16 protein-coding genes are annotated in these 22,551 nt (G+C 67.2%); 6 read left to right on the top strand and 10 right to left on the bottom strand.

The window, feature by feature from the left end; all coding sequences use genetic code 11:
• Positions 1-19 precede the first annotated feature (19 nt).
• From AC3WOB_RS10820 to AC3WOB_RS10795, 6 genes are all read right to left on the bottom strand, one after another.
• Positions 20-1,891 (bottom strand): PepSY-associated TM helix domain-containing protein, encoded by a 1,872-nt coding sequence (locus tag AC3WOB_RS10820; protein WP_492274975.1) that lies wholly within the window; start codon positions 1,889-1,891, stop codon positions 20-22.
• A gap of 70 nt (positions 1,892-1,961) precedes the next feature.
• A complete protein-coding gene (locus tag AC3WOB_RS10815) occupies positions 1,962-4,415 on the bottom strand; it encodes a TonB-dependent siderophore receptor (RefSeq protein WP_237710007.1) in 2,454 nt (817 codons plus the stop codon).
• A 136-nt stretch (positions 4,416-4,551) separates the two neighbouring features.
• Positions 4,552-5,574, bottom strand: a complete 1,023-nt coding sequence (locus AC3WOB_RS10810; RefSeq protein ID WP_237710006.1) for a FecR family protein — start codon at positions 5,572-5,574, stop codon at positions 4,552-4,554.
• Positions 5,575-5,612: 38 nt separating this feature from the next.
• Positions 5,613-6,281 carry an RNA polymerase sigma factor gene (locus AC3WOB_RS10805; RefSeq protein WP_013393579.1) on the bottom strand — a complete coding sequence of 223 codons (669 nt, stop codon included), beginning with the start codon at positions 6,279-6,281 and terminating at the stop codon, positions 5,613-5,615.
• Between the two features lie 107 nt (positions 6,282-6,388).
• Positions 6,389-6,856 (bottom strand): hypothetical protein, encoded by a 468-nt coding sequence (locus tag AC3WOB_RS10800; protein ID WP_492274974.1) that lies wholly within the window; start codon positions 6,854-6,856, stop codon positions 6,389-6,391.
• A 172-nt stretch (positions 6,857-7,028) separates the two neighbouring features.
• Positions 7,029-7,886, bottom strand: coding sequence for a DUF4189 domain-containing protein (locus AC3WOB_RS10795; protein ID WP_492274973.1), 858 nt, complete (start codon positions 7,884-7,886; stop codon positions 7,029-7,031).
• Positions 7,887-8,256: 370 nt separating this feature from the next.
• Here AC3WOB_RS10795 and AC3WOB_RS10790 point away from each other — a divergent pair, with 370 nt between their 5' ends.
• From AC3WOB_RS10790 to AC3WOB_RS10770, 5 genes are all read left to right on the top strand, one after another.
• Positions 8,257-8,820, top strand: coding sequence for a hypothetical protein (locus AC3WOB_RS10790; RefSeq protein WP_492274972.1), 564 nt, complete (start codon positions 8,257-8,259; stop codon positions 8,818-8,820).
• A gap of 13 nt (positions 8,821-8,833) precedes the next feature.
• Positions 8,834-9,580, top strand: coding sequence for a hypothetical protein (locus AC3WOB_RS10785; RefSeq protein WP_492274971.1), 747 nt, complete (start codon positions 8,834-8,836; stop codon positions 9,578-9,580).
• Between the two features lie 148 nt (positions 9,581-9,728).
• Positions 9,729-10,901, top strand: coding sequence for an efflux RND transporter periplasmic adaptor subunit (locus AC3WOB_RS10780; protein ID WP_492274970.1), 1,173 nt, complete (start codon positions 9,729-9,731; stop codon positions 10,899-10,901).
• Positions 10,898-13,978, top strand: a complete 3,081-nt coding sequence (locus AC3WOB_RS10775) for a multidrug efflux RND transporter permease subunit (RefSeq protein ID WP_492274969.1) — start codon at positions 10,898-10,900, stop codon at positions 13,976-13,978. The genes AC3WOB_RS10780 and AC3WOB_RS10775 overlap by 4 nt, the downstream gene beginning before the upstream one ends.
• Complete coding sequence (locus tag AC3WOB_RS10770; protein WP_492274968.1) at positions 13,975-17,064, top strand: efflux RND transporter permease subunit; 3,090 nt, start codon at positions 13,975-13,977, stop codon at positions 17,062-17,064. The genes AC3WOB_RS10775 and AC3WOB_RS10770 overlap by 4 nt, the downstream gene beginning before the upstream one ends.
• A 21-nt stretch (positions 17,065-17,085) precedes the next feature.
• Here AC3WOB_RS10770 and AC3WOB_RS10765 read toward each other — a convergent pair whose 3' ends face one another.
• The 4 genes from AC3WOB_RS10765 to AC3WOB_RS10750 form a co-directional block, all read right to left on the bottom strand.
• Positions 17,086-18,066 carry a Bug family tripartite tricarboxylate transporter substrate binding protein gene (locus tag AC3WOB_RS10765; RefSeq protein WP_492274967.1) on the bottom strand — a complete coding sequence of 327 codons (981 nt, stop codon included), beginning with the start codon at positions 18,064-18,066 and terminating at the stop codon, positions 17,086-17,088.
• Positions 18,067-18,099: 33 nt separating this feature from the next.
• On the bottom strand, positions 18,100-19,086 hold the full coding sequence (locus AC3WOB_RS10760) for a Bug family tripartite tricarboxylate transporter substrate binding protein (protein WP_492274966.1): 987 nt from the start codon (positions 19,084-19,086) through the stop codon (positions 18,100-18,102).
• A gap of 2 nt (positions 19,087-19,088) precedes the next feature.
• Positions 19,089-20,285 (bottom strand): CaiB/BaiF CoA transferase family protein, encoded by a 1,197-nt coding sequence (locus AC3WOB_RS10755; RefSeq protein ID WP_492274965.1) that lies wholly within the window; start codon positions 20,283-20,285, stop codon positions 19,089-19,091.
• Positions 20,286-20,376: 91 nt separating this feature from the next.
• Entirely contained in the window at positions 20,377-21,315 is a 939-nt protein-coding gene (locus AC3WOB_RS10750) for a hydroxymethylglutaryl-CoA lyase (RefSeq protein WP_492274964.1), read from the bottom strand.
• Between the two features lie 200 nt (positions 21,316-21,515).
• On the opposite strand from AC3WOB_RS10750, the gene AC3WOB_RS10745 reads away from it, so the two are divergent.
• Positions 21,516-22,244 carry an IclR family transcriptional regulator gene (locus AC3WOB_RS10745; protein ID WP_492274963.1) on the top strand — a complete coding sequence of 243 codons (729 nt, stop codon included), beginning with the start codon at positions 21,516-21,518 and terminating at the stop codon, positions 22,242-22,244.
• The last annotated feature ends 307 nt before the right edge of the window (positions 22,245-22,551 follow it).

Raw genomic sequence — 22,551 nt, 5'->3', positions numbered from 1 at the left:
CGGATAGAGCCATTCGTCTCTATGCGCGCAGACCGAGCACGACCACACCAGACATCAGGCAAGCCACGGCGATCAGCGTCCACGCTCGTCCCGCGCTACGGGCGCCGAACACGCCCACCCCGATCGCGGTGTACACGACAAAGCTCAAAAGCGTTGCAGCCAGCACGCCGACGGCCGGCGATGCGCCAGCCACGGCCGGCCACGTCAGCGCCAGCGCCGACATGGCCAGGGCGGACAGCAGATAGCCGCCTGCGGCTGCCGCCAGCACGCGGCTGACGATCCCCCATCGATGCGCCGCGGCGGCGCCGCTGGCGGCCTGCGCCTTTCGTGACGGCTGCGCGACACCTGCCGGCGCATCCTTCCAGTGCCGCCGCAACGCGCGGACCATGTATGCCAGCAGCAGGCCGGATGCGAGCGCGGTGAGTTCCACTGCCGCCGGCAGTTGCTCTCCGCTGGCGGCATAAGTCCACAAATGACGGCCCGTCGTAGCCCAGTTCAATATCGGCAACCCCAGGCAGAGCACGGCCGCCGCGGCCAGTTGCTCGATCCAGGCCAGGCGCGGCGCGCGCCAGAAGGCGTGGACCAAGGTGGCCGCCCACACGGCAAAGAAGAAGCGGATCTCCCAGGCGCTGCGGTCCGGCCAAGCCGCCGGGATCAGCCGGTTGCCATAAAAGTATGCAATGCTAGCCAAAGCAATGCCCGCCAGCGCCGCAACGTTCAAGGCCTCGACGCAGCGGTAGACCCGCGCCGTGGCCGCGCCGAACTCGTGCTCGCTCTTCTTGCGCCGCTTGATGGAAAACAGCAGCGTACCGATGGCGATCATGGCGGTGCCCATCAGGCCGCTGAAGAAATACAGCCACTTGATGGTCCATCCGCCGAAGTCCGCCTTGTGCAGCGCTTCGATCGTTTCGTGGACCTGCTTCGCCGCCAGCTCCTCGTGATAGGCGGGCACCAACTGCAAGACCGCACCGCTGTCCGCATCGAATGCGACCCGGCTGCTCTCGGTGAGCAGGCGCGGCGCCGCGCCGGCCAAGGGCTTGCGGCCGGACACCAAGACGACGCTGCGCGCGTCGCCCGGATGATCGATGGTGATCCGCGCCGCGTCCTGTCCCGTCAGCTCGCGTGCCCTCGACAACAAGAGGTAGAGATCCGGAACTGCGCCAACGCCCTGCCCTGCGATGCGAGGCGCAGGCGGGGTGGGCGCAAGCTCCGCCTGGTAGCGGCGATAGGCGCCGGCGTCACCGCCATATGCCGCATGCAGCGGCCAAGGCATGTAGCTGGTGTAGAAGAATGCCAGCCCGGTGTAGCCGATCATGAACAGGAACGGCAGCGTGAGCACCGCCGTGGCATTGTGCGCGTCGAGCCAGCTGCGCAGTCCCTTGCCCGGCCGGAAGGTGAAAAAGTCCTTGAAGATGCGCTTGTGCACCACCACGCCGGAGACCAGTGCGACCAGCATGCACATGGATATCCAGCCCACCAGCCAGTAGCCCGGGAGGCCGCCGTGCAGGGTGTAGTGGAAGGACATGAAATGCCGGCCGCCCTCCGTCTCGCGCACCTGGGGCGCAGGCTGCACCGCGCCCGTCCGCGAGTCCAGCCAGACCTCATGACGAACGCCATCGCCCGTGCGCCAGGACAGCTGCACGGACCAGCCTGGCTGAGCCGGCAAAGAGATATCCCAGGCGGAAGCCGCCGCTGCCCGGGATGACAGCTCCTGCGTAGCCCGCGCCAGCCACTGTCGCGCGTCGGCGGCCCCGGCGGCGGGAGCCGGCGGCGGCCCCGCTTCCATCCAGCGCGTGATGGGCTCCCGGAACACGCTGAGCGTGCCGGTCAGGAAAATCGCGCACAGCAGCCAGCCACAGGTCAGGCCGCACCAGGTGTGCAGCCAGGACATGCTCTGGCGGAATCCCCCCTTCACGCCGACGCCCGCTGGCCGCTGCAATCACCGGCCCGCGCATGGCCGGTCACAGCGTACCCCGCAAGGTCAGCATCACGTTGCGAGGTTCGCCATAATGGTTGCCGCGACGGATCTGGCTGACCATGCCGTAATAGTCCTTGTCGAACGCGTTCGCCACGTTCAGGCTGGCGGACCAATGCTTGTTGATGCGATAGCCCGCGCGCAGATCCCATACGGCGCGGCCGGGCGCGCCCATCCGCACCGACTCGTCGTCGTAGGCATCGTATGAGTAGCCGCTTTGCGCCGACACGCCGCCGCCGACGCTGAAGGCATTCCAGCGGCCCGGCAGTTGGTACGTGGTGGACAGGCGGAACAGATGGCGCGGAGTCTCCGCGCTGATCGTCCCGCCCTCGTCGTCGCGGCTGGTGACGTAGGTGTAGCCGGCCATTACCTGCCAGCCCGGCGACAGTTCGCCGCTGGCTTCCAATTCAAAGCCCTTGCTGCGCAACGTGCCGCCGTTGCGATAGCAATTGGGCGAAGCCAGCGAGCCCGGGCAGCTGCCCGTGGCCGCCATGTCTTCCACCGCAATGCCGGACTTCTTCACAGCGAACACCGCCGCGGACACGTTCAGGCGTCCGTCGTAGAGTTCGCCCTTCACGCCCGCCTCGTAGTTGGCGCCGATCGACGGGTCCAGCGGCTTGCCCGAAGACGTTACGTAGGTGCTCTGCGGCTGGTAGGTGTCCGCATAGCTGGTGTAGACGGACCATTGCTGGTCCAGGTCATAGACCAGTCCGGCGTAGGGCGTAAATTCATGCTTCTGCTCATAGTCCCGGGTCATCCTGCCCGTCAGCCCATCGTTGGACCGGTACTTCAGCCAGCTGAACTTGCCGCCCAGCAGCAAGTGCAGCGGGTCCGCCAGTTGCAACCGCATGCTGCCGTACACGCTGGTCTGCTCCAGACGCGACGTTTCCTTGCTGTCCCAGGCCGGACGCGTCGGTTCGGGGATGGAGGAATGGTCAGGATCGTACACGTTGATGGGCGTATCTGTGTCCAGATTCGCCGTCTTCTGGTTGACGCGCTGGCGCGACCAGCTGGTGCCGAGCAGGATCTGGTGCGTGCCGCCCAACGCCCGGAAACTGCCCGTGGTGTTCAGGTCCATGCCATCGTTCTTGACGCGCGCATTGTTGAAATAGATGGTGTAGAAGCGCGAGCCCACGCCGGTCGCCCGATCCACGCCGCCGATCGGAATGGCCACGCGTTGATCCAGGTCGACCTCGGTATGGTTGAGCGACAGGCGCGCCTTCCAGTCCTGGTTGAACCGGTGCTCGGCTTCGGCGAACACTTCATTCACCTGGCCCTTCTGCCGGTTCCAGTCCTGGAGCAACGAAGTCGAACGCGAAACGTCCAGCGCGCCGCCGTCGGTATAACGCGGCAAGCCGAAAATCCAGTAGCCATCCGTGTCGGTGGCTTGGTGGCGGGCGCCGAGCGTCAGCGTCGTGTCGCTCCCGAGATCGGCGTCGATCACGCCGTAGACCAGGGGCGATTTCGACTTGGTGCCGTCGTAGAAGTAATGGCGGTCCTGATAGGCGGTGACCAGGCGGCCGCGCACCGTGCCGGACTCGTTAAGCGGGCCGCCGCCGTCGAGTTCCATGCGGTAGTTATCCCAGGAACCCACCGTCGTGAATCCCTCGAAATGGCCTTCGCCGCGCGGACGCTTGCGCACCATGTTGATCGCGCCGCTGGGATCTGCCGAGCCCAGCATCAAGCCCGCCGCGCCGCGCAACACTTCCACCCGGTCGAAAACGGCGGTATCGATGGGCAGCCAGCCCACCGGGGCGTAGACCACGCCAGCCACGCCGTCGACCAGGTAGTTGTTGTCGTCTACCGTGAACCCGCGTATCGAGAACTTGTGGTTGCCAAAGTTTCTTGCGGACTTCGTTACGCCAGTCGTCTGCGCCAGCGCCTCGTCCAGCGTGGTCAGGTTTTTATCGGTGAGCAACTGGCGCGTGAGCACGCTGACCGACTGCGGCGTCTCCCTGACCGACTGCGTCATCTTGCTGATCGTGATGGCATCGCTGGTGTACGAGCCGGTTCCTTCGGTGGTCGGACCACCCATGCCGCTGCCGGTGACCGTCACCGATTGCAGCATCACCGCGTCGGACGAGGATTGCCCGACCACCGTCAAGGTGTACACGTTCGGCCTGGCGCTATTGACGCGCACATTCGTGCCGGCCAGCAGTTGGTCGAGCGCTTCCCGCGGCGTGTAGCGGCCATTGACCGCAGGGGCGCGCTTGCCCGCCACCACCGCCTCGTCGAACAGCACCTGATGCCGGGATTGCTCGGAGAACAGTCTCAAGGCATGCTCCAGCGGCTGCGCCGGAATGCTGAAATCCGCCTGCGCCTGCTGCGCCTGCACTGCGACGGGCGACGCCAGAACGGCAAGCGCGCACGCCACCATCACCGGCATGGCCCTGAGCTGCATGCCCGCCGTCAACGCGCCGCCAGCAAGCGCGTCTTTCAACAATCCCCGTCCCATTCCCACTCCCATTGTTGTTGGCCGCTACCGGCCTTGCGGGAGTAAACGGATTCCGGGACGGGATTGGGAACCCGCGCACCGCATATAAACAAAAATAATTTTCAGCTAGATTTCCGGACGCTCAGCGGTCCAGGATGAGATAGCCGCCGTCAGGCGCGCGCTTGACCTGCACCGGCAGCAAATCCGGCAAGGCTTCCAGGAATGCGGCGGGCGCGTTGGTCGCGGCGAAGCCCGAGACGGGCAGGGATTTCAGGCCCGGGCTGGCCAGCGCAACCGGCTTGCCCAGGTACTGCGCGACTTCCTGGGCCACCTCGCCCAAGGGCGTGCGCCGGTACACCAGACGGCCATTGCGCCATCCGCCGACGCCGTCCGGCACCGCGGCCACCGCCTGATAGGTGGCGTTTCGCGCATCCACGGTCACGCCTTGCTCCGCGCCCAGCGACAACTCCGACCCAGCCTTGCCGCGATCGGGCTGCACCCGCACACGGCCGTGCGACACCTTGACGATGACTTCATCGGGCGTGTTGCGCACATTGAAGGCCGTGCCCACCACGGTGATCCGGCTCTGGCGCGCATCGACGGTAAATGGCCGGCCTGTGTCCGGCGCCACGTCAAAGAACCCTTCGCCCTGGTTCAGCACCAGTTCGCGGCGCCGCGGATAGTAGCGGACCTCGAGCGTGCTGCCGAAATTCAGCGCGACATGGGAGCCGTCGGGCAGGTCCAGCTGACGCACCTCTCCCGCCGCCGTGCTCACGCTCAGCACATAGCCGGGCGTGTTGTCCCAGCGATACCAGCCGTAGCCGCCGCCCACGACCAGCGCCGCACAGGCGGCGGCGAAAGCCTTCGAGAAGACGGGTTGCCCCAGCAACGCCCCCCAGAATTCTGGCTGGACGGCTCGGCGGCCGGACGCATTTCCCGGCGCTTTTCGCGGCGAGGATCTGGTTGGACTTGCGGTGGCCTGCCCGTCGGAGGCCAGCGCAGGCCGCGGCGCCTGCGACAAGTCCTGCCAGGTTCGCGACACCCGCGAATACGCCTGCCGATGCGCGGGACGGGCGGCAAGCCAGGCATGCAGTTCCTGCTCATCCGCGTCCGACCAGCTGGCGTCCTGGCGACGCACCAGCCACTCGGCGGCCGCCTCATGCAAGGCGAGCCTATCCGGCGAGGCTGAGGAAGACGTATCGGTCATGACGAGGCGGAGTCGCTATTGTTGTTATTGTCCAGGCCGGCGTCATCGCCGACGGGCCGATGCAATTGCTGCATTTGCGCAACCGTAGCATAGTGCACCCGGACCTCGCAGTAGGCGATGGCGCGCGCCAGATGCTTGACCACCATGCGCCGCGAAATCTGCATGCGGGCGGCGACTTCGTCCTGGGTCAGCCCATCGAAACGGCTCAGCACAAAGGCTTCGCGCTGGCGCTCGGGGAGTTCCTGCAAGGCAGCGCCCAGCCGCTCCAGACGCTGTTGATGCGCCGCCGCGCGCATGGGACATGAGGCATCGCCCGCCGCCAGCGCCTGCACGCCCACTTCGGCCTCGTCGAACGACACCGTCTGCAGCCGCCGACCCGCCTTGCGTTCGCGGAACTCGTCGGCCACGCCGTTCAACACCGTCCTGCGCAAGTAGGCGCCCTGCTCATCCGTGGAGTCCAACGCGGGACTGGCCGCCACCCATTTGACGACCCCATCGTGCAGCGCATCTTCGGCGCTGCCAATGCTGCCCTTGAACCGGGCCAGGCCACGCATGAGCGGCAGCCGCCAGCGCGCGTAGGCTTTGGCGATCGCGCTGGCGTTCCCGTTCGTGTCGTCGGCGGATGCGGGCGTCGTGTTGGACGCCAGCAAAGGGTTGCGGCTCATGCGGCGCAGGTCGTTTGAAAGTGGCCGAATTGTACTGAGATCTATTCTCAATCGCAACTCAAAGCCGCCCCGCGCCGTTCATCGGTCAGCCCTGCAACCCTCGCGGATCACGGCGCCACTTGATACCCGCGCTGCTGCATGCAAGTGCTATACGTGGAGGCGGCTGCCGAATTCTGCTGCGACGCTTCAGCTCGATCCTGACGGCGGTCCTGGCGTTGCCGCGAACCGCCCACGACCATCCCTGCCGCCGCCGCGTCCTTGGCCTGGTTCTGCCGGTATTGCTGCTTGGCGTCATCGCTCATCCGATCGTAGACCTCCTCGTGCTGATTGCCTCGCGCGCCGGCTACCGCCGCACCCGCTGCCGCGCCGGCTGCTGCGCCACGGACGCGCCCGCCGGATTTAGGATCGTCCGTGCTGGCGCTGGCGCCGCTACCTGCTAGAGCCTGGCATGCGCTGATGTCTTGCTGGGTGGTTTGGGGCGACTGCCCTTTGAGCGGAGTGACGGTCTGTGCGGCGGCGCACAGGCAGAACAGGGAAAGAAGCGTCGCGGTACAGGGGTGTATGGACTTTTTCATGAAAAACTCCATCGGTGGCGAGAGACCCCGGAGCTTGCAGTGTAGCGCCGTGTCCCTCGCCTGAACCACCTGTCTTTGCCTGTTGAGGCGTAATTACATAAGGCCCGCATTACGCGACAGCAGGCCATGCTACAGGCGCAATCCACGCCCGAGAGTCGCCAGAAGGCCTCCCTCAGTTGGCCTTCTCGTCCTCGCCCTTGTACCCGCTGATATATGCGCGCCCCGAGCAGCGCACGAAGGCCACGCAGGTCAGGCCGCCGCTCTTGGCGTTGCAAGTGGCGCGCGCTTCGTTGCGCGCGGCCACGGGGTCCGGGTTCTTCGCGGTGAAGCTGGTGCCGCGGCCCTCGCTGCCCTTGCCCCAGGCCATGCCGACGCAGGTATCGGTGTAGGTGAGCACCGTGCGGCAGCCGACGCAGTCTTCCCACTTGAGCAAGGCGTCGACCGCTTCCTTCTCGCTCGGATAGCCGTCGGCGTAGGTCAGTTGGCCCGACTCCTTCTCGGCCACCGAGCCCCAGTAGCCACGCGAATCCAGCTTGGCCGACAGGGCTTCGAGCTGGGCGGGCGTGGCGGTGTCGGGCGCCTTCAGTTCGGCTTCGCTGTAGCCGGGACCGGCGCACAAGGGCATGACGGCAAGCTTGCACTTGCCGTCGGCGCTGTCGTTGGTGCAGGTGCGGATCGCCTTCTTCGCGGCAACTTCCGACGACACGCTGGTGCCCCAGAAAAGGTCATTGCGCGAATTGCGCGAGAACGCCACGCAGCTGTCCGAAAACGAGGTGACGCTCTTGCAACCCTTGCCGCCAGCTTTGTTGCACTTGGCCAGCGCGGCGTCCTGCGCTTCCTTGGTGGAGGTTTCGGGCATGACCCAATACAGCTTGGCGTGCGCTTCGTCGGTGGCCACGGCGCCGTACAGCGTATCGGCATGCGCTGCGGGCGCGGCGGGCGCGGCGGCGAGGCCCAGTGCCAGCGCGCCTGCGCCGGCCAGTGCGGCCACTGTGGAACGGAACTGAAGCAGCAATCGCGCGAGCATCATGGGTGTGCAATATCCAGTGGTTTGGGCGCCGCGCAGCCCCGCGATGCCTGATCGCCAAGGCGCCCCGGGGCGCAGAACGCGCGGATCGTAGCACGTTACAGTTTGTCTTCCGTGAGCCGGTTTGGCGCGTTTCCAGGTATTACGTAACCAATTTTGCCGCGCCTGAAAACTGATGTGCCACTATTTTTTCGGTAACATCGGCCCCTTCCGGCGCAGCGTTGCGCGGGCGCTTGCAGGTTCTCCGCTGCCTTGTCAGCGTTGCGGCCGAACGATACGACTCGTCACGAAACGAAACCAAAACAAGACAAAATCTTGCGGTCGCTGAATTATGTTGCGGCACGCCGGATCTTTGAGGGAGCTTGGGCTCAGCATGAATACATCGCGACTCCGTTCGACCTGGTGGCTGGGCCGCGCCCTGCCGGTGTCGCTGGCCCTGGCTGCCTTGGGCGGCTGCGCGCCGATGCCCACCGGAGGCAGCTCGACGCTGCCGTCGCTGACCAATATCTTCTCGTCGGGGCTCTCGCTATCGCCCAGCGTGAACGTGGCCAAGAACATGAAGGGCCATCCGGTGGCCGATGCCATCACGGCGCTGGGCGAACCGTCGAAAAAGCGCGGGGTGGGCAACACGATGGAGCTGATCTGGTCGGACTACCAGACCGCACCCTATACCGAATGGGTTTCGACCGGCACCTCGCAGCAGGTGGTCGGCATGATCCCGGCCACCTCGACCAGCGCCGCCACGCCAGTGTTCCAGAATACCAACCACGGCTACTACAGCGGCCGCACGAAGGTCTATGAATGCAGCGTGGTGATGCGCATGCAAAACAGCATCATCATCGACAGCCAGGTGGACGGCAACGTCTGCCCCGAGTTCATCGCCGCGCTGCGCAAATGGGCCGGTGAGCGCGAAGCCAACAACTACCGCAGCAAGTAAGGCGCAGACCCCCTTGTCGACCAAACCCGGAGCACGCCGCTTCCTCGCAGCGACGGCTGGCGCCATCCGCCTGCACGGCCGCGCCATGCTGGCCGCCGCGCCCTGGTCCTTGGCGGTATTCACCCTGTCGCTGCCCTTCGCCTTGTTGATTGCCAACCTGTTTCCGTATGGAGGCTGGTTGTTTCTCGCCTTGGCGCTGATCAATCTGATCGCCTTGGCGCGCATGACCTTCGCCTGGCATTGCGTCGTCGCTCTGCCAGCCTCGCCAGGCGCCGCCGCCGCCCGCGGCGGCGCGGCGCAAGCCCGCCATCTGGCGCTGCTCGGCATACTGGTCATCGCGGTGACGGCTGTGGCCCGCGCCACCGGGGACCTGCCCTATGTGATCTACATGGTGCTGGGCGGGTCGAACGACAATCTGTTCTGGGGCGCCCTGTTCGCCTCGCTGGCGCTGATCTGGCTGCCGGTGCTGTACGCGCTTGCGGTGTACGGTCTGGGACTGCCGCGCTCGGCGGCGACTGGCGAATACGGTTTTCGCGGAGCGCGGGGCGCGATGCCTTACAAGCGCTGGCCGCTGATGCTCGCGCTCTTGCTGCTGGTCGCGATGGCGGGCCACGCCGGCTCCAGCTTGCGCATGCTCGCGTATGACTACACGGCCACCGAGCTGGCGCAGAGCGCGGTGAGCGTGCTGCTTTGCATTCCGATCACGTTCGCGGTGGCAACGATGTATGCCGTCGCGTATCGCGATTCGGTCAAGAGGTAGGCACAAGGCGCCAGGGCGAGGCCCCGCCACCACATGGTCGATCACTCGCCGTCCACGGCAACCTGACGATCTCCTGACGCAAAAACGCGAATAGTTTTTATTCATATAGAATTCCGACTGTCCGTAACCCCCACGCTTGGCAGTCCTGATGTCCCAGCCCCCCTCCGCGGGCCCCGCTTCCCCACGTCAACGCCTGGTCCTGATTGCCGCTGCATTCGCGCTGGCAATCCTGGCCACCCTGGCGTTCTGGTACGCCGGACCCAAGGGTTCCCCCGCCGCGCGCCCCCCCGAGTACGGCCAGATTCCGGTTGCCGTCGCGATCGAGGCAGCCACCGCCGGTCCGCTGCAGCGCGATCTGCATGCGCTCGGAACCATTACACCGTTGGCGCAGGTGACGCTGCGCAGCCAGATCGATGGCGAACTGCTGAAGCTGCATTTCACCGAAGGCGAGGCCGTTGCGCGCGGCCAGTTGCTGGCCGAGATCGACGCGCGCCCCTACCTTGCGGCGCTGGCCGCGGCCGAAGGCGAACTGGCGCGGACCCAGGCGCTGCTGGATAACGCCGAGGCCGACCTGCAACGCTACCGCAAGCTGGCGCGGCAGGAAGCGGTGGCGGGCCAGCAACTCGATACCGCCGAAGCTCAGGTGCGCGCCTACGCGGCCCAGCGGCAACGCAACCAGGCCCAGGTGGCCGACGCCCGCCGGCTGCTGGATCACACGCGCATCGTCGCGCCGCACGACGGCCGCATCGGGCTACGCCGTGTCGATGCCGGCAACCACGTCCGCGCCGACGACGCCAACGGTCTGACCACGCTGGTCCAGACCCAGCCGACCTCGGCCCTCTTCAGCATTTCGGAAACGCGCCTGGACATCCTGCGCCAGGCCCAGGCGCGCGACGCCGCGCTACGAGTCCAGGCCTGGGATGCGGATGACCGCCGCCTGTTGGCCGAGGGCACGCTGGAAGCGCTGGACAATCGCATCCAGGCCGCCAGCGGCACGGTCAAGCTGCGCGCGCGCTTTCCCAATGCCGACGAATCGCTGTTTCCGAACCAGTTCGTGAACATCCGCCTGGCGGTGGTGCAGCAGGACCACGTCATCACCATTCCCACGGCGGCCATCCAATATGGATCCGAAGGCGCCTTTGTGTTCGTCATCGGCGAAGACAGTCGCGCCAGCCGCCGCGTGCTGGAGCTGGGCCCCGCCAACGCCGGCCGCATCGTCGTGCAATCCGGCCTGACCGAGAATGAGCGCGTGGTGGTCGAAGGCGTGGACCGCCTGCATGACGGCCGCGACGTGCAGATAGTCGAACCGCAGAAATCATGAGCCTGTCGCGCCCCTTCATCCTGCGCCCTGTCGCCACGTCCTTCCTGATGATCGCCCTGCTGCTGTCGGGCATCCTGGCGTGGCGCATGCTGCCCGTAGCGGCGCTGCCGCAGGTGGACTACCCCATCATCCAGGTGACCACGCAGTATCCCGGGGCCAGTCCGAACGTGACGGCGCGCACCGTCACCGCGCCGCTGGAGCGGCGCTTCGGGCAGATACCGGGCCTGAAGCAGATGTCCTCCACCAGCGGCAGCGGCATCTCGGTGATCACGCTGCAATTCTCGCTGGACGTGTCGCTGGGCGTGGCCGAGCAGGAAGTCCAGGCGGCCATCAGCGCCAGCGGCGCACTGCTGCCCAATGACCTGCCGACGCCCCCCGTGTACCGCAAGGTCAACCCCGCCGACGTGCCCATCCTGACGCTGGCGGTCACGTCCGATTCTCTGCCCCTGCCCCAGGTCTACGACTTGGTCGACACCCGCATGACACAACGCCTGTCGCAGTTGTCCGGCGTGGGCATGGTCAGCCTGGCCGGCGGCCAGCGGCCGGCGGTGCGGGTGCAGGTCAATCCCATGGCGCTGGCCGCGCGCGGACTGCAGCTGGCCGACGTGCAGGAAGCCATCTCCAAGGCCAATTCGAACCAGCCCAAGGGCAGCTTCGACGGGCCGGTGCGCTCGGTCATCATGGACGCCAACGACCAATTGCAGAGCGCCGAGGAGTACCGCGAGCTGATCGTGGCCTGGCGCAACGGCGCGCCGGTGCGGCTGGGCCAGGTCGCCACCGTCGAGGACGGAGCGGAAGACCGATACCTGGCCGCCTGGGTCGACAAGCAGCCGGCCGTGCTGGTCAACATCCAGCGCCAGCCGGGCGCCAACGTCATCGCCGTGGCCGACCAGGTCAAGGCCCTGCTGCCGCAGTTGACGGCCAGCCTGCCGGCCGCCGCCCAGGTCCGCGTGCTGACGGACCGCACCGAAAGCATCCGCGCGTCGGTGCGCGGCGTGCAATGGGAGCTGGCCTTCGCCGTGGGCCTGGTGGTGCTCGTGACCTTCCTGTTCCTGCGCAACCTGCCCGCCACGCTGATCCCCAGCCTGGCGGTGCCGCTGTCCCTGATAGGCACCTTCGGCTTCATGCACCTGGCAGGGTTCTCCACCAACAACCTGACCTTGATGGCGCTGACCATAGGCGCGGGCTTCGTGGTGGACGATGCCATCGTGATGCTGGAGAACATTGCGCGCTACCGCGAGCAGGGCCACAGCCCCATGGCGGCGGCGCTCAAGGGCGCCGGCCAGATCGGCTTCACGCTGGTGTCCCTGACGCTGTCGCTGATCGCGGTGCTGATCCCGCTGCTGTTCATGGAAGACGTGGTGGGCCGGCTGTTCCGCGAGTTCGCGGTCACGCTGGCGGTCGCCATCCTGATATCGCTGGCGGTATCGCTGACGTTGACGCCCATGATGTGCGCGCGGCTGCTGCCGGCGCATGAGCCGACGCGCCCCGGCCTGCTGGACCGCGTCCAGGCGCGCTACGCCGGCTGGCTGGACCTGACCTTGCGCCACCAGCGGCTGACCCTGGCGGTGATGCTGGCGACGGTGGCGCTGACCGGCCTGCTGTACCTGGCCGTGCCCAAGGGATTCTTCCCGCCCCAGGATGGCGGCACGCTGCAAGGCGTCACGCAATCGTCCCAAAGCACCTCGTTCGACGCCATGTCGCGGCGTCAGCAGGCGGTGGCCGCGGCGCTGCTGGCGGACCCGGACGTGGCCAGCCTGTCGTCCTTCATCGGCATCGACAGCATGAATACCACCCTGAACACCGGGCGGCTGCTGATCAACTTGAAACCCTGGTCGGAGCGCAGCGCGCCGCTGGCGGACATCATGGCGCGGCTGGATGCGCGCGCCCGCGAAGTCCACGGCATCTCGCTATTCCTGCAGCCGGTGCAGGAACTCAATATCGAGGACCGCGTCAGCCGCGGCCAATACCAGTTCACGCTGACCTCGCCGGACAGCGAATTGCTGGCGCGCTGGAGCAATGCGCTGACGGCGCGCCTGGCGCAGGCGCCCGAGCTGGCCGACGTCTCCACCGACCTGCAAGGCGACGGCCGCCAGGCCTATCTGCAGGTCTCGCGCGACGCCGCGGCCCGCCTGGGCGTGACGATGGACGACGTGGCGCAGACGCTTTACAACGCCTTCGGCCAGCGCCAGGTGGCCACGCTGTTCACGCAATCCAACCAGTACCGGGTCGTGCTGGAAGTGGATCGCAAGCTGGCGCTGAACCCGGACGCGCTGGAACGTATCCATCTGCAGACGGAAGACGGGCAGGCGATCCCCCTTTCGGCGCTGGCCACCATCAGCGAACGCGCGGTGCCGCTGGCCGTGAACCACTTGTCGCAGTTCCCCGCGGTCAACCTGTCCTTCAATCTGCCGGAGGACGGGTCGCTGGGCGAAGCCATCGCCGCGATCGAGTCGGCGCAGCAGGAAATCGGCATGCCGCTAAGCGTGGAGCTGCGGCTGCAGGGCGCGGCGGCGGCCTTCCAGGCCTCGCTGTCGAACACGCTGTGGCTGATGCTGGCGGCGGTGGTCACCATGTACCTGGTGCTGGGCATGCTGTATGAAAGCGCCATTCATCCGGTGACCATCCTGTCCACCCTGCCCTCGGCCGCGGTGGGCGCCTTCCTGGCGCTGCTGCTTACCGGGCGTCCATTGGACCTGATCGCGGTCATCGGCATCATCCTGCTGATCGGGCTGGTGAAGAAGAACGGCATCATGATGGTGGACTTCGCGCTGGAGGCCGAACGCTCGCGCGGCCTGGCGCCGCAGGCCGCGATCCGCGAGGCCGCCCTGCTGCGTCTGCGGCCCATCCTGATGACCACGCTGGCCGCGCTGTTCGGCGCGCTGCCGCTGATGCTGGCCACGGGTTCGGGCGCGGAGCTGCGCCAGCCGCTGGGCTGGGTCATGGTGGGCGGGCTGCTGGTCAGCCAGGTGCTGACCCTGTTCACCACGCCCGCCGTGTACCTGTTCTTCCATCGCCTGGGCCAGCGCCGCGGCGCCGCGGCCGCCAAGCCCGGGGTTGAAGGCCCGGCGCCATGATCCGCGCCTTGCTGCATCGCCCGACCGCCTGCATCTTCCTGGCGATCGCGCTGACCCTGCTGGGCGCGGTCGCGTGGCGGCTGCTGCCGGTGGCGCCGTTGCCCCAGGTCGACTTCCCCACCATCGAAGTACGGGCCGAGCTGCCGGGCGCCAGCCCCGAAAGCATGGCCAGCACCGTGGCCGCGCCGCTGGAACGCGCACTGGGCAGCATCGCGGGCGTCAGTTCGATGAGCTCGTCCAGCAACCAGGGCGCCACCCGCGTGCAGCTGCAGTTCGACCTGGACCGCGACATCAACGAAGCCGCCCGCGACGTGCAGGCCGCCATCAACGCCGCCCGCGCCGAACTGCCTTCGGGCATGCCCGGCAATCCCAGCTACCGCAAAGTCAATCCGTCCCAGGCGCCCATCATGGCGCTGGCGCTCAGTTCGTCCACCCGCCCCGCGGGCGAGCTCTACGATCTGGGCTCGACGGTGCTGGCGCAGAAGATCTCGCAGATCAACGGCGTGGGCGAAGTGACCATGGGCGGCAGTTCCCTGCCCGCGGTGCGGGTGCAGGTCAATTCCAACGCCCTGGCCCACTACGGCGTGGCGCTGGACGAAGTGCGCCAGGCCATCGCCGACGCCGCGCCCATGCGGCCGCAGGGCCAGCTGGATTCCGCCAGCCAGCGCTGGGAGGTCGGCACGCCCGAACAGCCCCGGGCCGCGCGCGACTACGAAAGCCTGATCGTGCGCCACCAGGACGGCGCCGTGATCCGGCTGTCGCAGATCGCGCGCGTCAGCGACTCGGTCGAGAACCGCTACAGCAGCGGCTTTCACAACCGCAACCCGGCCGTGGTCCTGACCATCAGCCGCCAGCCGGGCTCGAACATCATCGAGACCATAGGCGCCATCAACCAGGCCCTGCCCGGGCTGCGTGCGCTGATGCCGGCCGACGTGGACCTGACCGTGGCGCTGGACCGCTCGCCCGGCATCAACGCCACCCTGCGCGAAGCGCACATCACGCTGGCGCTGGCCACGGCGCTGGTGATCCTGGTGGTGTGGGCGTTCCTGGGCAATGCCCGGGCCGCCGCGATACCAAGCGTGGCGATTCCGGTGTGCCTGATCGCCACCTTCGCCGTCATGTACCTGTGGGGCTTCTCGCTGAACAACCTGTCGCTGATGGCGCTGATCGTCGCGGCCGGCCTGGTGGTCGACGACGCCATCGTGGTGCTGGAGAACATCTCGCGCCACATCGAGCGCGGCCTGTCGCCGCGCAAGGCCGCGCTGCGCGGCGTGCGCGAGGTGGGTTTCACGCTGGTGGCCATGACGGTGGCGCTGAGCGTGGTCTTCGTGTCCATCCTGTTCATGGGTGGTCTGGTCGAGCGGCTGTTCCGCGAGTTCTCCATCACCCTGGTCGCCGCCACCGTCATCTCGCTGGTGGTCTCGGTGGCCATCATCCCCAGCCTGTGCGCACGCTGGCTCAAGCCCGCCAGTCCGGCGGCGTCCGGCGCAGACATACGCCCGTCGCGCATGCAGGCGGCCTTCGCGCGCATCCACGCCTGGTACGGCAGCACCCTGTGGCGGGTGCTGGGCCACGCCAGGCTGACGCTATTGCTGCTGGCCGGCGTGGTGGGGCTCAATGTCTATTTGTACGTGCAAGCGCCCAAGGGCTTCCTGCCGGTGCAGGACACAGGACAGTTGGTGGGCTTCGTGCGCGGCGACGACGGCTTTTCGTTCCAGGTCATGCAGCCCAAGATCGACATGTACCGCCAACTGGTGCTCAAGCATCCGGCGGTGCAGGACGTCATCGGCTACAACGGCGGCAGCCTGGGGATCAGCAATTCCCTGTTCCTGATCCGCCTGAAGCCCGCCGCCGAACGCAAGGAATCGTCGACCGAGGTCATCAACTGGCTGCGCACCAACGCCCCGGCGGTGCCGGGCGGCATGTTCTTCCTGAACGTGGACCAGGACCTGCGCATGCCCGGCGGCTTCGGCAACTCCGGCGACCATGAGCTGGCCATCATGGCCAGCGACGTGCCGGCCTTGCGGCAATGGTCGCGCAAGATCTCCAAGGCCATGCAGGAAATACCCGAGCTGCGCGACGTGGACGCGCAAGGCGATGGCGCCACCCAGCAGGTCGTGATCGACATCGACCGCGCGGCCGCGCAGCGCCTGGGCGTGGACATGGGCACCATCAGCAGCGTGCTCAGCAACTCCTTCAGCCAGCGCCAGGTCGCGACTTTGTATGACGCCATGAATCAGTACCGCGTGGTGCTGGAGCTGGACCCGCGCTACACCGAGGATCCCGAGGTGCTGGAACAGGTGCAGGTGGTGGCGGCGGACGGCACCCGCGTGCCGCTGACGGCCTTCGCCACCTACGACTACGGGCTGGTGAACGACCGCGTGTTCCATGACGGCCTGTTCGCGGCCGTGGGCGTGGGCTTTTCGCTGGCCGAGGGCGTGTCGCTGGAGCAGGCCCTGGTGGCCATCGACGCCGCCATGGCCAAGCTGATGGTGCCCTCTTACATCCAGACCCGTCTGGGCGGCGACGCGCGCAACTTCCAGCAAAGCCTGCAGGACCAGCCCTGGCTGATCCTGGCGGTGCTGGTGGCGATCTACCTGGTACTGGGCATCCTGTATGAAAGCCCGCTGCATCCGCTCACCATCCTGTCGACCCTGCCCTCGGCCGGCGTGGGCGCGCTGCTGGCGCTGCGTCTGGCGGGCATCGAATTCACGCTGATTGCGCTGTTGGGGCTGTTCCTGCTGGTGGGCATCGTCATGAAGAACGCAATCCTGATGATCGACTTCGCGCTCAGCCTGGAACGGCGCGAAGGACTGACGCCCGAGCAGGCCATCCATCGCGCCGCCATGCTGCGGCTGAGGCCCATCGTCATGACCAACCTGGCGGGGCTGCTGGGCGCCCTGCCCTTGGTGCTGGGCATGGGCGAAGGCTCGGAGCTGCGCCGCCCGCTGGGCATCGCCATCGTCGGCGGCCTGCTGATCAGCCAGTTCCTGACGCTGTACACCACGCCCATCGTGTATCTGGCGCTGGAACGGCTGCGGCTGAAATGGAAGGCTGGCCGGCTGCGTCCTGGCCCCGAGGCCTGAAGCACGGGCCAGCCTGCAGGTTCAGTCCGGCAGTATTCCCGCCGCCTTGATGACCTGCGCCCACTTGCGCTGCTCGGCCTGCTGGAAATCCGCCAGCTCGCCCGGCGTGCCGCCCGCCGGAATCGCGCCCAGCTCGGCCAGCCGCTGCTTCACCGCCGCGTCGCCCAGCGCCTGGTTGATGGCCAAGGACAACTTCTGCTGCACCGCCTGCGGCGTGCCTGCGGGCGCATACATCGCAAACCAGGACGAGGCCTCGAAATCCGGCGCGCCCAAGGCCTCGGCCATGGTCGGCACCTGCGGATAGTCCGGCAGGCGCTGCGCCGTCGTGACGGCCAGCATGCGCAGTTTTCCGGCCTTCACGAAGGGCGTGCTGGTCAACAGCGTGTCGAACATGACCTGGACCTGGCCGGCCACCAGATCGGTCACGGCGGGACTGGAGCCCTTGTAGGGGATGTGGGTCATGGAGGTACCGGTCTTGTACTTGAAGTACTCCGGTACCAGATGGGAAGAACCGCCATTCCCTGCCGAGCCGTAGTTCACGCGGTCGGGGTGGGCCTTCAGATAGTCCACCAGCTCGCCCACGGTCTGCACCGGCATCTGCTGCGGATTGACCACGACCGCGATGGGCACGGTGAGGACCAGTGCCAAGGGCGTGAAGTCTTTGTTCACGTCGTAGGGAATGTCGGGATACAGGCCAGGATTGATCGCCATGGTGCCGATGCTGGCCATCATCAGCGTGTATCCGTCCGGCTTGCTGCGCGCGACGTCGCTGGCGCCGATGAAGCCGTGCGCGCCGGCCTTGTTCTCGATGACGAAGGGCGTGCCCAAACGGTCGGAAAGCGCCTTGCCGACCACGCGCGCGGCGATGTCGGTCGGACCGCCGGCGGGGAACGGAACAACCAGCCGGATGGAACGTTCGGGCCATTGCGAGCCGGTATTGCCCAGGGCAGGCTGCGCCGCGGCAGCGCAGGCGAGCGCGGCGACTCCTAGAAGATGCTTCATGAATTTGTCTCCTGGCATGTTTTTCGGGGCGCGTCAGGCGGCGGTCTGGATGCCGGCTTCGCGTATCAGGCGCGCCCACTTCTTCTGTTCTTCCTGGATGTAGCGCTGCGCGGCCTCCGGCGAGCCGCCCATGGCGGTGCTGCCCTCGGCGGTGAACATGGCCACGGTGGCCGGATCGGCCAGCACCTTCTCCACGACCGCATTGACGGCCTTGACGACCTCGGGCGGCGTGCCGGCCGGCGCGACCAGCGCCTTCCAGTCCAACGCCTCGAATCCCTCGTAGCCGGACTCGGCCACGGTAGGCACATCGGGCAGGATCGCCAGCCGCGCGCGGGAACTGACGGCCAGCGGCCGCAGCACCTTGCCCTTGAGCATTTCCTGGGCAGCCTGCGGCGTGGCGAACATGTAGTCGGTATTGCCCCCCAACAGGTCGTTGAGCGCCGGCGCAGCGCCGCGGTACGGCACGTTCAACACCTGGAACTTGCCCTGATAGGCAAGCAGTTCGCCGGCCAGATGCCCCACCGTGCCCGAGCCCGCCAGGGCTTGCTTGATGGCGCCGGGCTCGGCGCGCGCGTCCTTGATCAGGTCGGCCAGGGTCTGCCAGCGCGCGTTGGCCTTGACCACCAGCACCACCGGCAGCGAGGCGATCAGGGAGACGGCCGCGAAGTCCTTTTCCGCGTCGAAGGGAATCTGCGGCATCAGGGCGGGATTGATGGCCAGATTGGCCGTCTGGCCCAGGCCCAGCATATAGCCGTCGGGCTTGGCCTTGGCCACGAAGTCCATACCGATGTTGCCGCCGGCGCCAGGACGGTTTTCCACCACCACCGACCAGCCGGCCATCGCCGTGACCTTGGCCGCGATGGCGCGCGCCACCGAGTCCGTGCCGCCGCCCGGCGTGTAGGGAACGATTAGGCGCACGGGCCGGCCGTTGGGATAGCCGCCCGCGCTCTGGGCGCGCAGCGGCAAGGCGGCGGCGCAAAGCGCGGCGCCCAGGAAGGCGCGGCGAGATAGCGTGAACATGGTTAGTCTCCTTGTGTGATTTGCCTTGCTTTCAAGGCCGCGATTTCATCGTCGCGATAGCCGACGCCGCGCAGCAGCGCGTCGGTGTGTTCGCCCACCGCAGGCGGCTGCAGGCGTATTCCGGGCTGGGCGCCGCCCAGCGTGAAGGGCGCCAGCGGCACTCGCGATTCCCGGCCGTCTTCCAGCACGATGGGCGCCAAGCCGCCGGTGGCCGCCAGGTGGGGATCCTCGAACAGCTGCTCGGGCCGCGTGATCGGCGCGTAGGGCAGGCCTTCGCGCTCGAACACTTCCGCCAGCTCCGCCGCGCTGCGCTCCGCCAGATGCGAGCGCAACTGCGGCATCAACCAATCGCGTGCCTGCACGCGATCGTTGTTGCTGGCCAGGCGGGGATCGGCCAGCAGCTCGCCCAGCCCGAAGGCGCGGCAGAAAATGCCCCATTGCTTGTCGCTGACCACGGCCAGGAAGATCTGTTCGCCGCCCTTGACGGTGAATACGTCGTAGATGGCCCAGGCCGAAATGCGGCTGGGCATGGGCGCGGCGGCCCGGCCGGTGACGGCGTACTGCATCATGTGCTGGCCCACCAGGAAGACGTTGTTCTCGAACAGCGATGCCTGCACTTCGGTGCCCTCGCCCGTCTGTTCGCGCTGAGCCAGCGCCGCCATGGCGCCGATGGCGCCGAACATGCCGCCCATGATGTCGTTGACGCTGGCGCCCGCGCGCAGCGGATCGCCTGGACGCCCCGTCATGTAGGCCAGGCCGCCCATCATCTGCACCACTTCGTCCAGCGCCGTCCGGTGTTCGTAGGGACCGGGCAGGAAGCCCTTGTGGCTGACGTAGATGAGGCGGGGATTGCGCTGCTTGAGCGTGGCGTAGTCCAGGCCCAGCTTCTCCATCACGCCGGCCTTGAAGTTCTCGCTGACGATGTCGGCCGAGTCGATCAGGCGCAGCGCGGCTTCGATTCCCTCGGGCTGCTTCAGGTCCAGGGCGATGCTCTTCTTGTTGCGGTTGAACATAGGGAAGAAGCCCGCGCCCGACCCGAGCAAGCGGCGCGTGCTGTCGCCGCCCACGGGTTCAACCTTGATGACTTCGGCCCCCAGGTCCGCCAGCAGCATGCCGCAGGTGGGACCCATGACCATGTGGGTGAATTCGACGACGCGGATGTGTTCGTACGGAAGGCGCGGATGGGCGTGGCTGGACATGGGCGTGGATCTTCTGCAAGTCGCGGCGGTTCCGGCACAGGCCGGTCTAGCCGCATGTTTCTCGTGTGTAGGGCCGCAGGGGCATGGGCGATCAAGCCCGCCGGACGAATCCTTTGGGCAAGCCGGCGTCGGGGGTCATGCCGTACAGCGGCTCGCCAGGCAGGCCGGCGGCCAGCGGCGCGCGCGCGGCGACGATTCCATCCAGGTCGATGCCGGTGCGCACGCCCATGGCCTCGAACATGAAGACCAGGTCCTCCGTCACGACATTGCCGGACGCACCGGGCGCGTACGGGCATCCGCCCAATCCGCCGAGGGAACTGTCGAACGTGCGCACGCCCTCCTCCCAGGCCGCCAGGCAGTTGGCCAGGCCCAGGCCGCGCGTGTTGTGCATGTGGGCCGCGCCGGCCTTTTCCCCGAGTTCGGCGCGCAGGCGGCGGAACAGCCGGCGCACTTGCGCGGGGTTGGCGTAACCCACGGTGTCCGACAGTCCCGACTCATCGGCGCCCGCCGCCACGCACAGCGCGGCGAGGCGGATGACCTCGTCTTCGGGCACGCTGCCCTGCAAGGTGCAACCGAAGGCCGTCGAGATCCCGGCCTCCAGCTTGACCGCGGGAGCCAGCTCGTCGCGCAGCCGTGCGATGGCGCGCACTTCCTCCACCATGTCCTCGGGTGTTTTGCGCACGTTGGCCAACGAATGTTCGCGGCTCGCCGAGACCGGCATGGTCAGCTTGTGGACGCCGGCCCGCAGCGCCGCCTCGGCGCCGCGCGCATTGGGGACCAGGGCCATGACCGTGATGCCGGCATGCCCCGCCGCATGGCGCACCACTTCTGCGGCATCGGCCATCTGCGGCAGCAGGCGCGCCGGCACGAAGGAAGCGACTTCGATCTCGCGCACGCCGGCCGCAACCAAGGCGTCGATCCAACGCAACTTATCCGCCGTGGCCATCGTTGCCTTGACGGACTGCAAGCCATCGCGCGGGCCGACCTCGCTGATCAGGACGTCGGGGGTGCGGGCGTTGAATTGAGCCATGGTTTGATTTCCAAATAATTCTATCTAATAGAACGATATTCCTTAAGATAGAATTATTGAGTACACAGCTTTCCGCTGTCAAGCGCCACGCGCCCAGGGAAAACCACGAATCCAGCGCCAGACGCCGCCTACAATGCGGATGATTCGTTCTAAAGGATGGAATATGGTCCCGCCCATGATTCGACACGCCGGAGCGCAGGATGCCGCGTAAAGCCGCCACGGAATCGCTCGCCGACGCCGACGCCGCCGCAGGCGGCGTGGCGGCGGTGGATCGCGCGTTGAGCTTGATGTCGGTGTTTACGCCCCGCGACAAGGCCCTGTCCCTGGGCGAGCTGGCCGAGCGCACGCGCCTGTACAAGAGCACCGTCCTGCGGCTGCTGGCGTCGCTGGAACACGCCGGGTGGATCCAACGCCTGGATGACGGCCGATATGCCCTGGGCGGGGAAGTCGCGCGCCTGCACGGCATCTACGCTTCCTCGTTTTCGCTGGAGCACGCCGTCCTGCCGGTGCTGCGCGACCTGGTCGCGGCCACCGGCGAAAGCGCCGCCTACCACGTGCGCCAGGGCGATGCGCGCCTGTGCCTGTACCGTGTGGATTCACCGCATCCCGTGCGCGACCATATCCGCGCGGGCGATCTGCTGCCGCTGGATCGCGGCAGCGGCGGACGCGTGTTGACGGCCTACGACCCGGTGCTGGGCCACGCGCCCGGGCCTGAACAGGAGTTGTACGCCCGCATCCGCGCCGACGGCTATTTCGCCGCTATGGGCGACCGCCTGGCGGAAGTGGCGGGCATATCCGCGCCCGTCTTTTTGCTCAATGGCGAAATCGCTGCCGCAGTAACGCTGACTGCGCCTGTGCATCGTTATGTCCCCGCCCATCTGGCGGCGGTGCAGGAAGCGGCGCGGCGCCTGACGGGGAAAGTCGGTTAGCGGAACCGGGAATGGCGCAGGGCAGCCTCGGCGACTAAAGAACCCTGACATCCGCGAACTCGAAGCCCTGCGCCTCGCACTTCGGTTTTGTGAGGCAGGGTTCTTGAGTCGCCGGCGTCCGGACTGCGGGATTCCGATGATCGCCCCGCTGGGGCTGCGCTTCGGATCCCTCCGCCCGGCCACCGGCTCAAGGCATCTGCCCATGAGCAAGATCCAAAACCACCGCATTGGGCGACTACCAGCCGAGGACCCCGGAGCCATCCGAAGCGCAGCCCCACCGGGGCGAGCATCGGAATGGCGCAGGGCA

It is taken from the genome of Achromobacter sp. FW305-C-30-7, assembly GCF_058783105.1.
The sequence above is the reverse complement of the archived record's forward strand: the minus strand, read 5'-3'. Positions and strand labels throughout refer to the sequence as shown.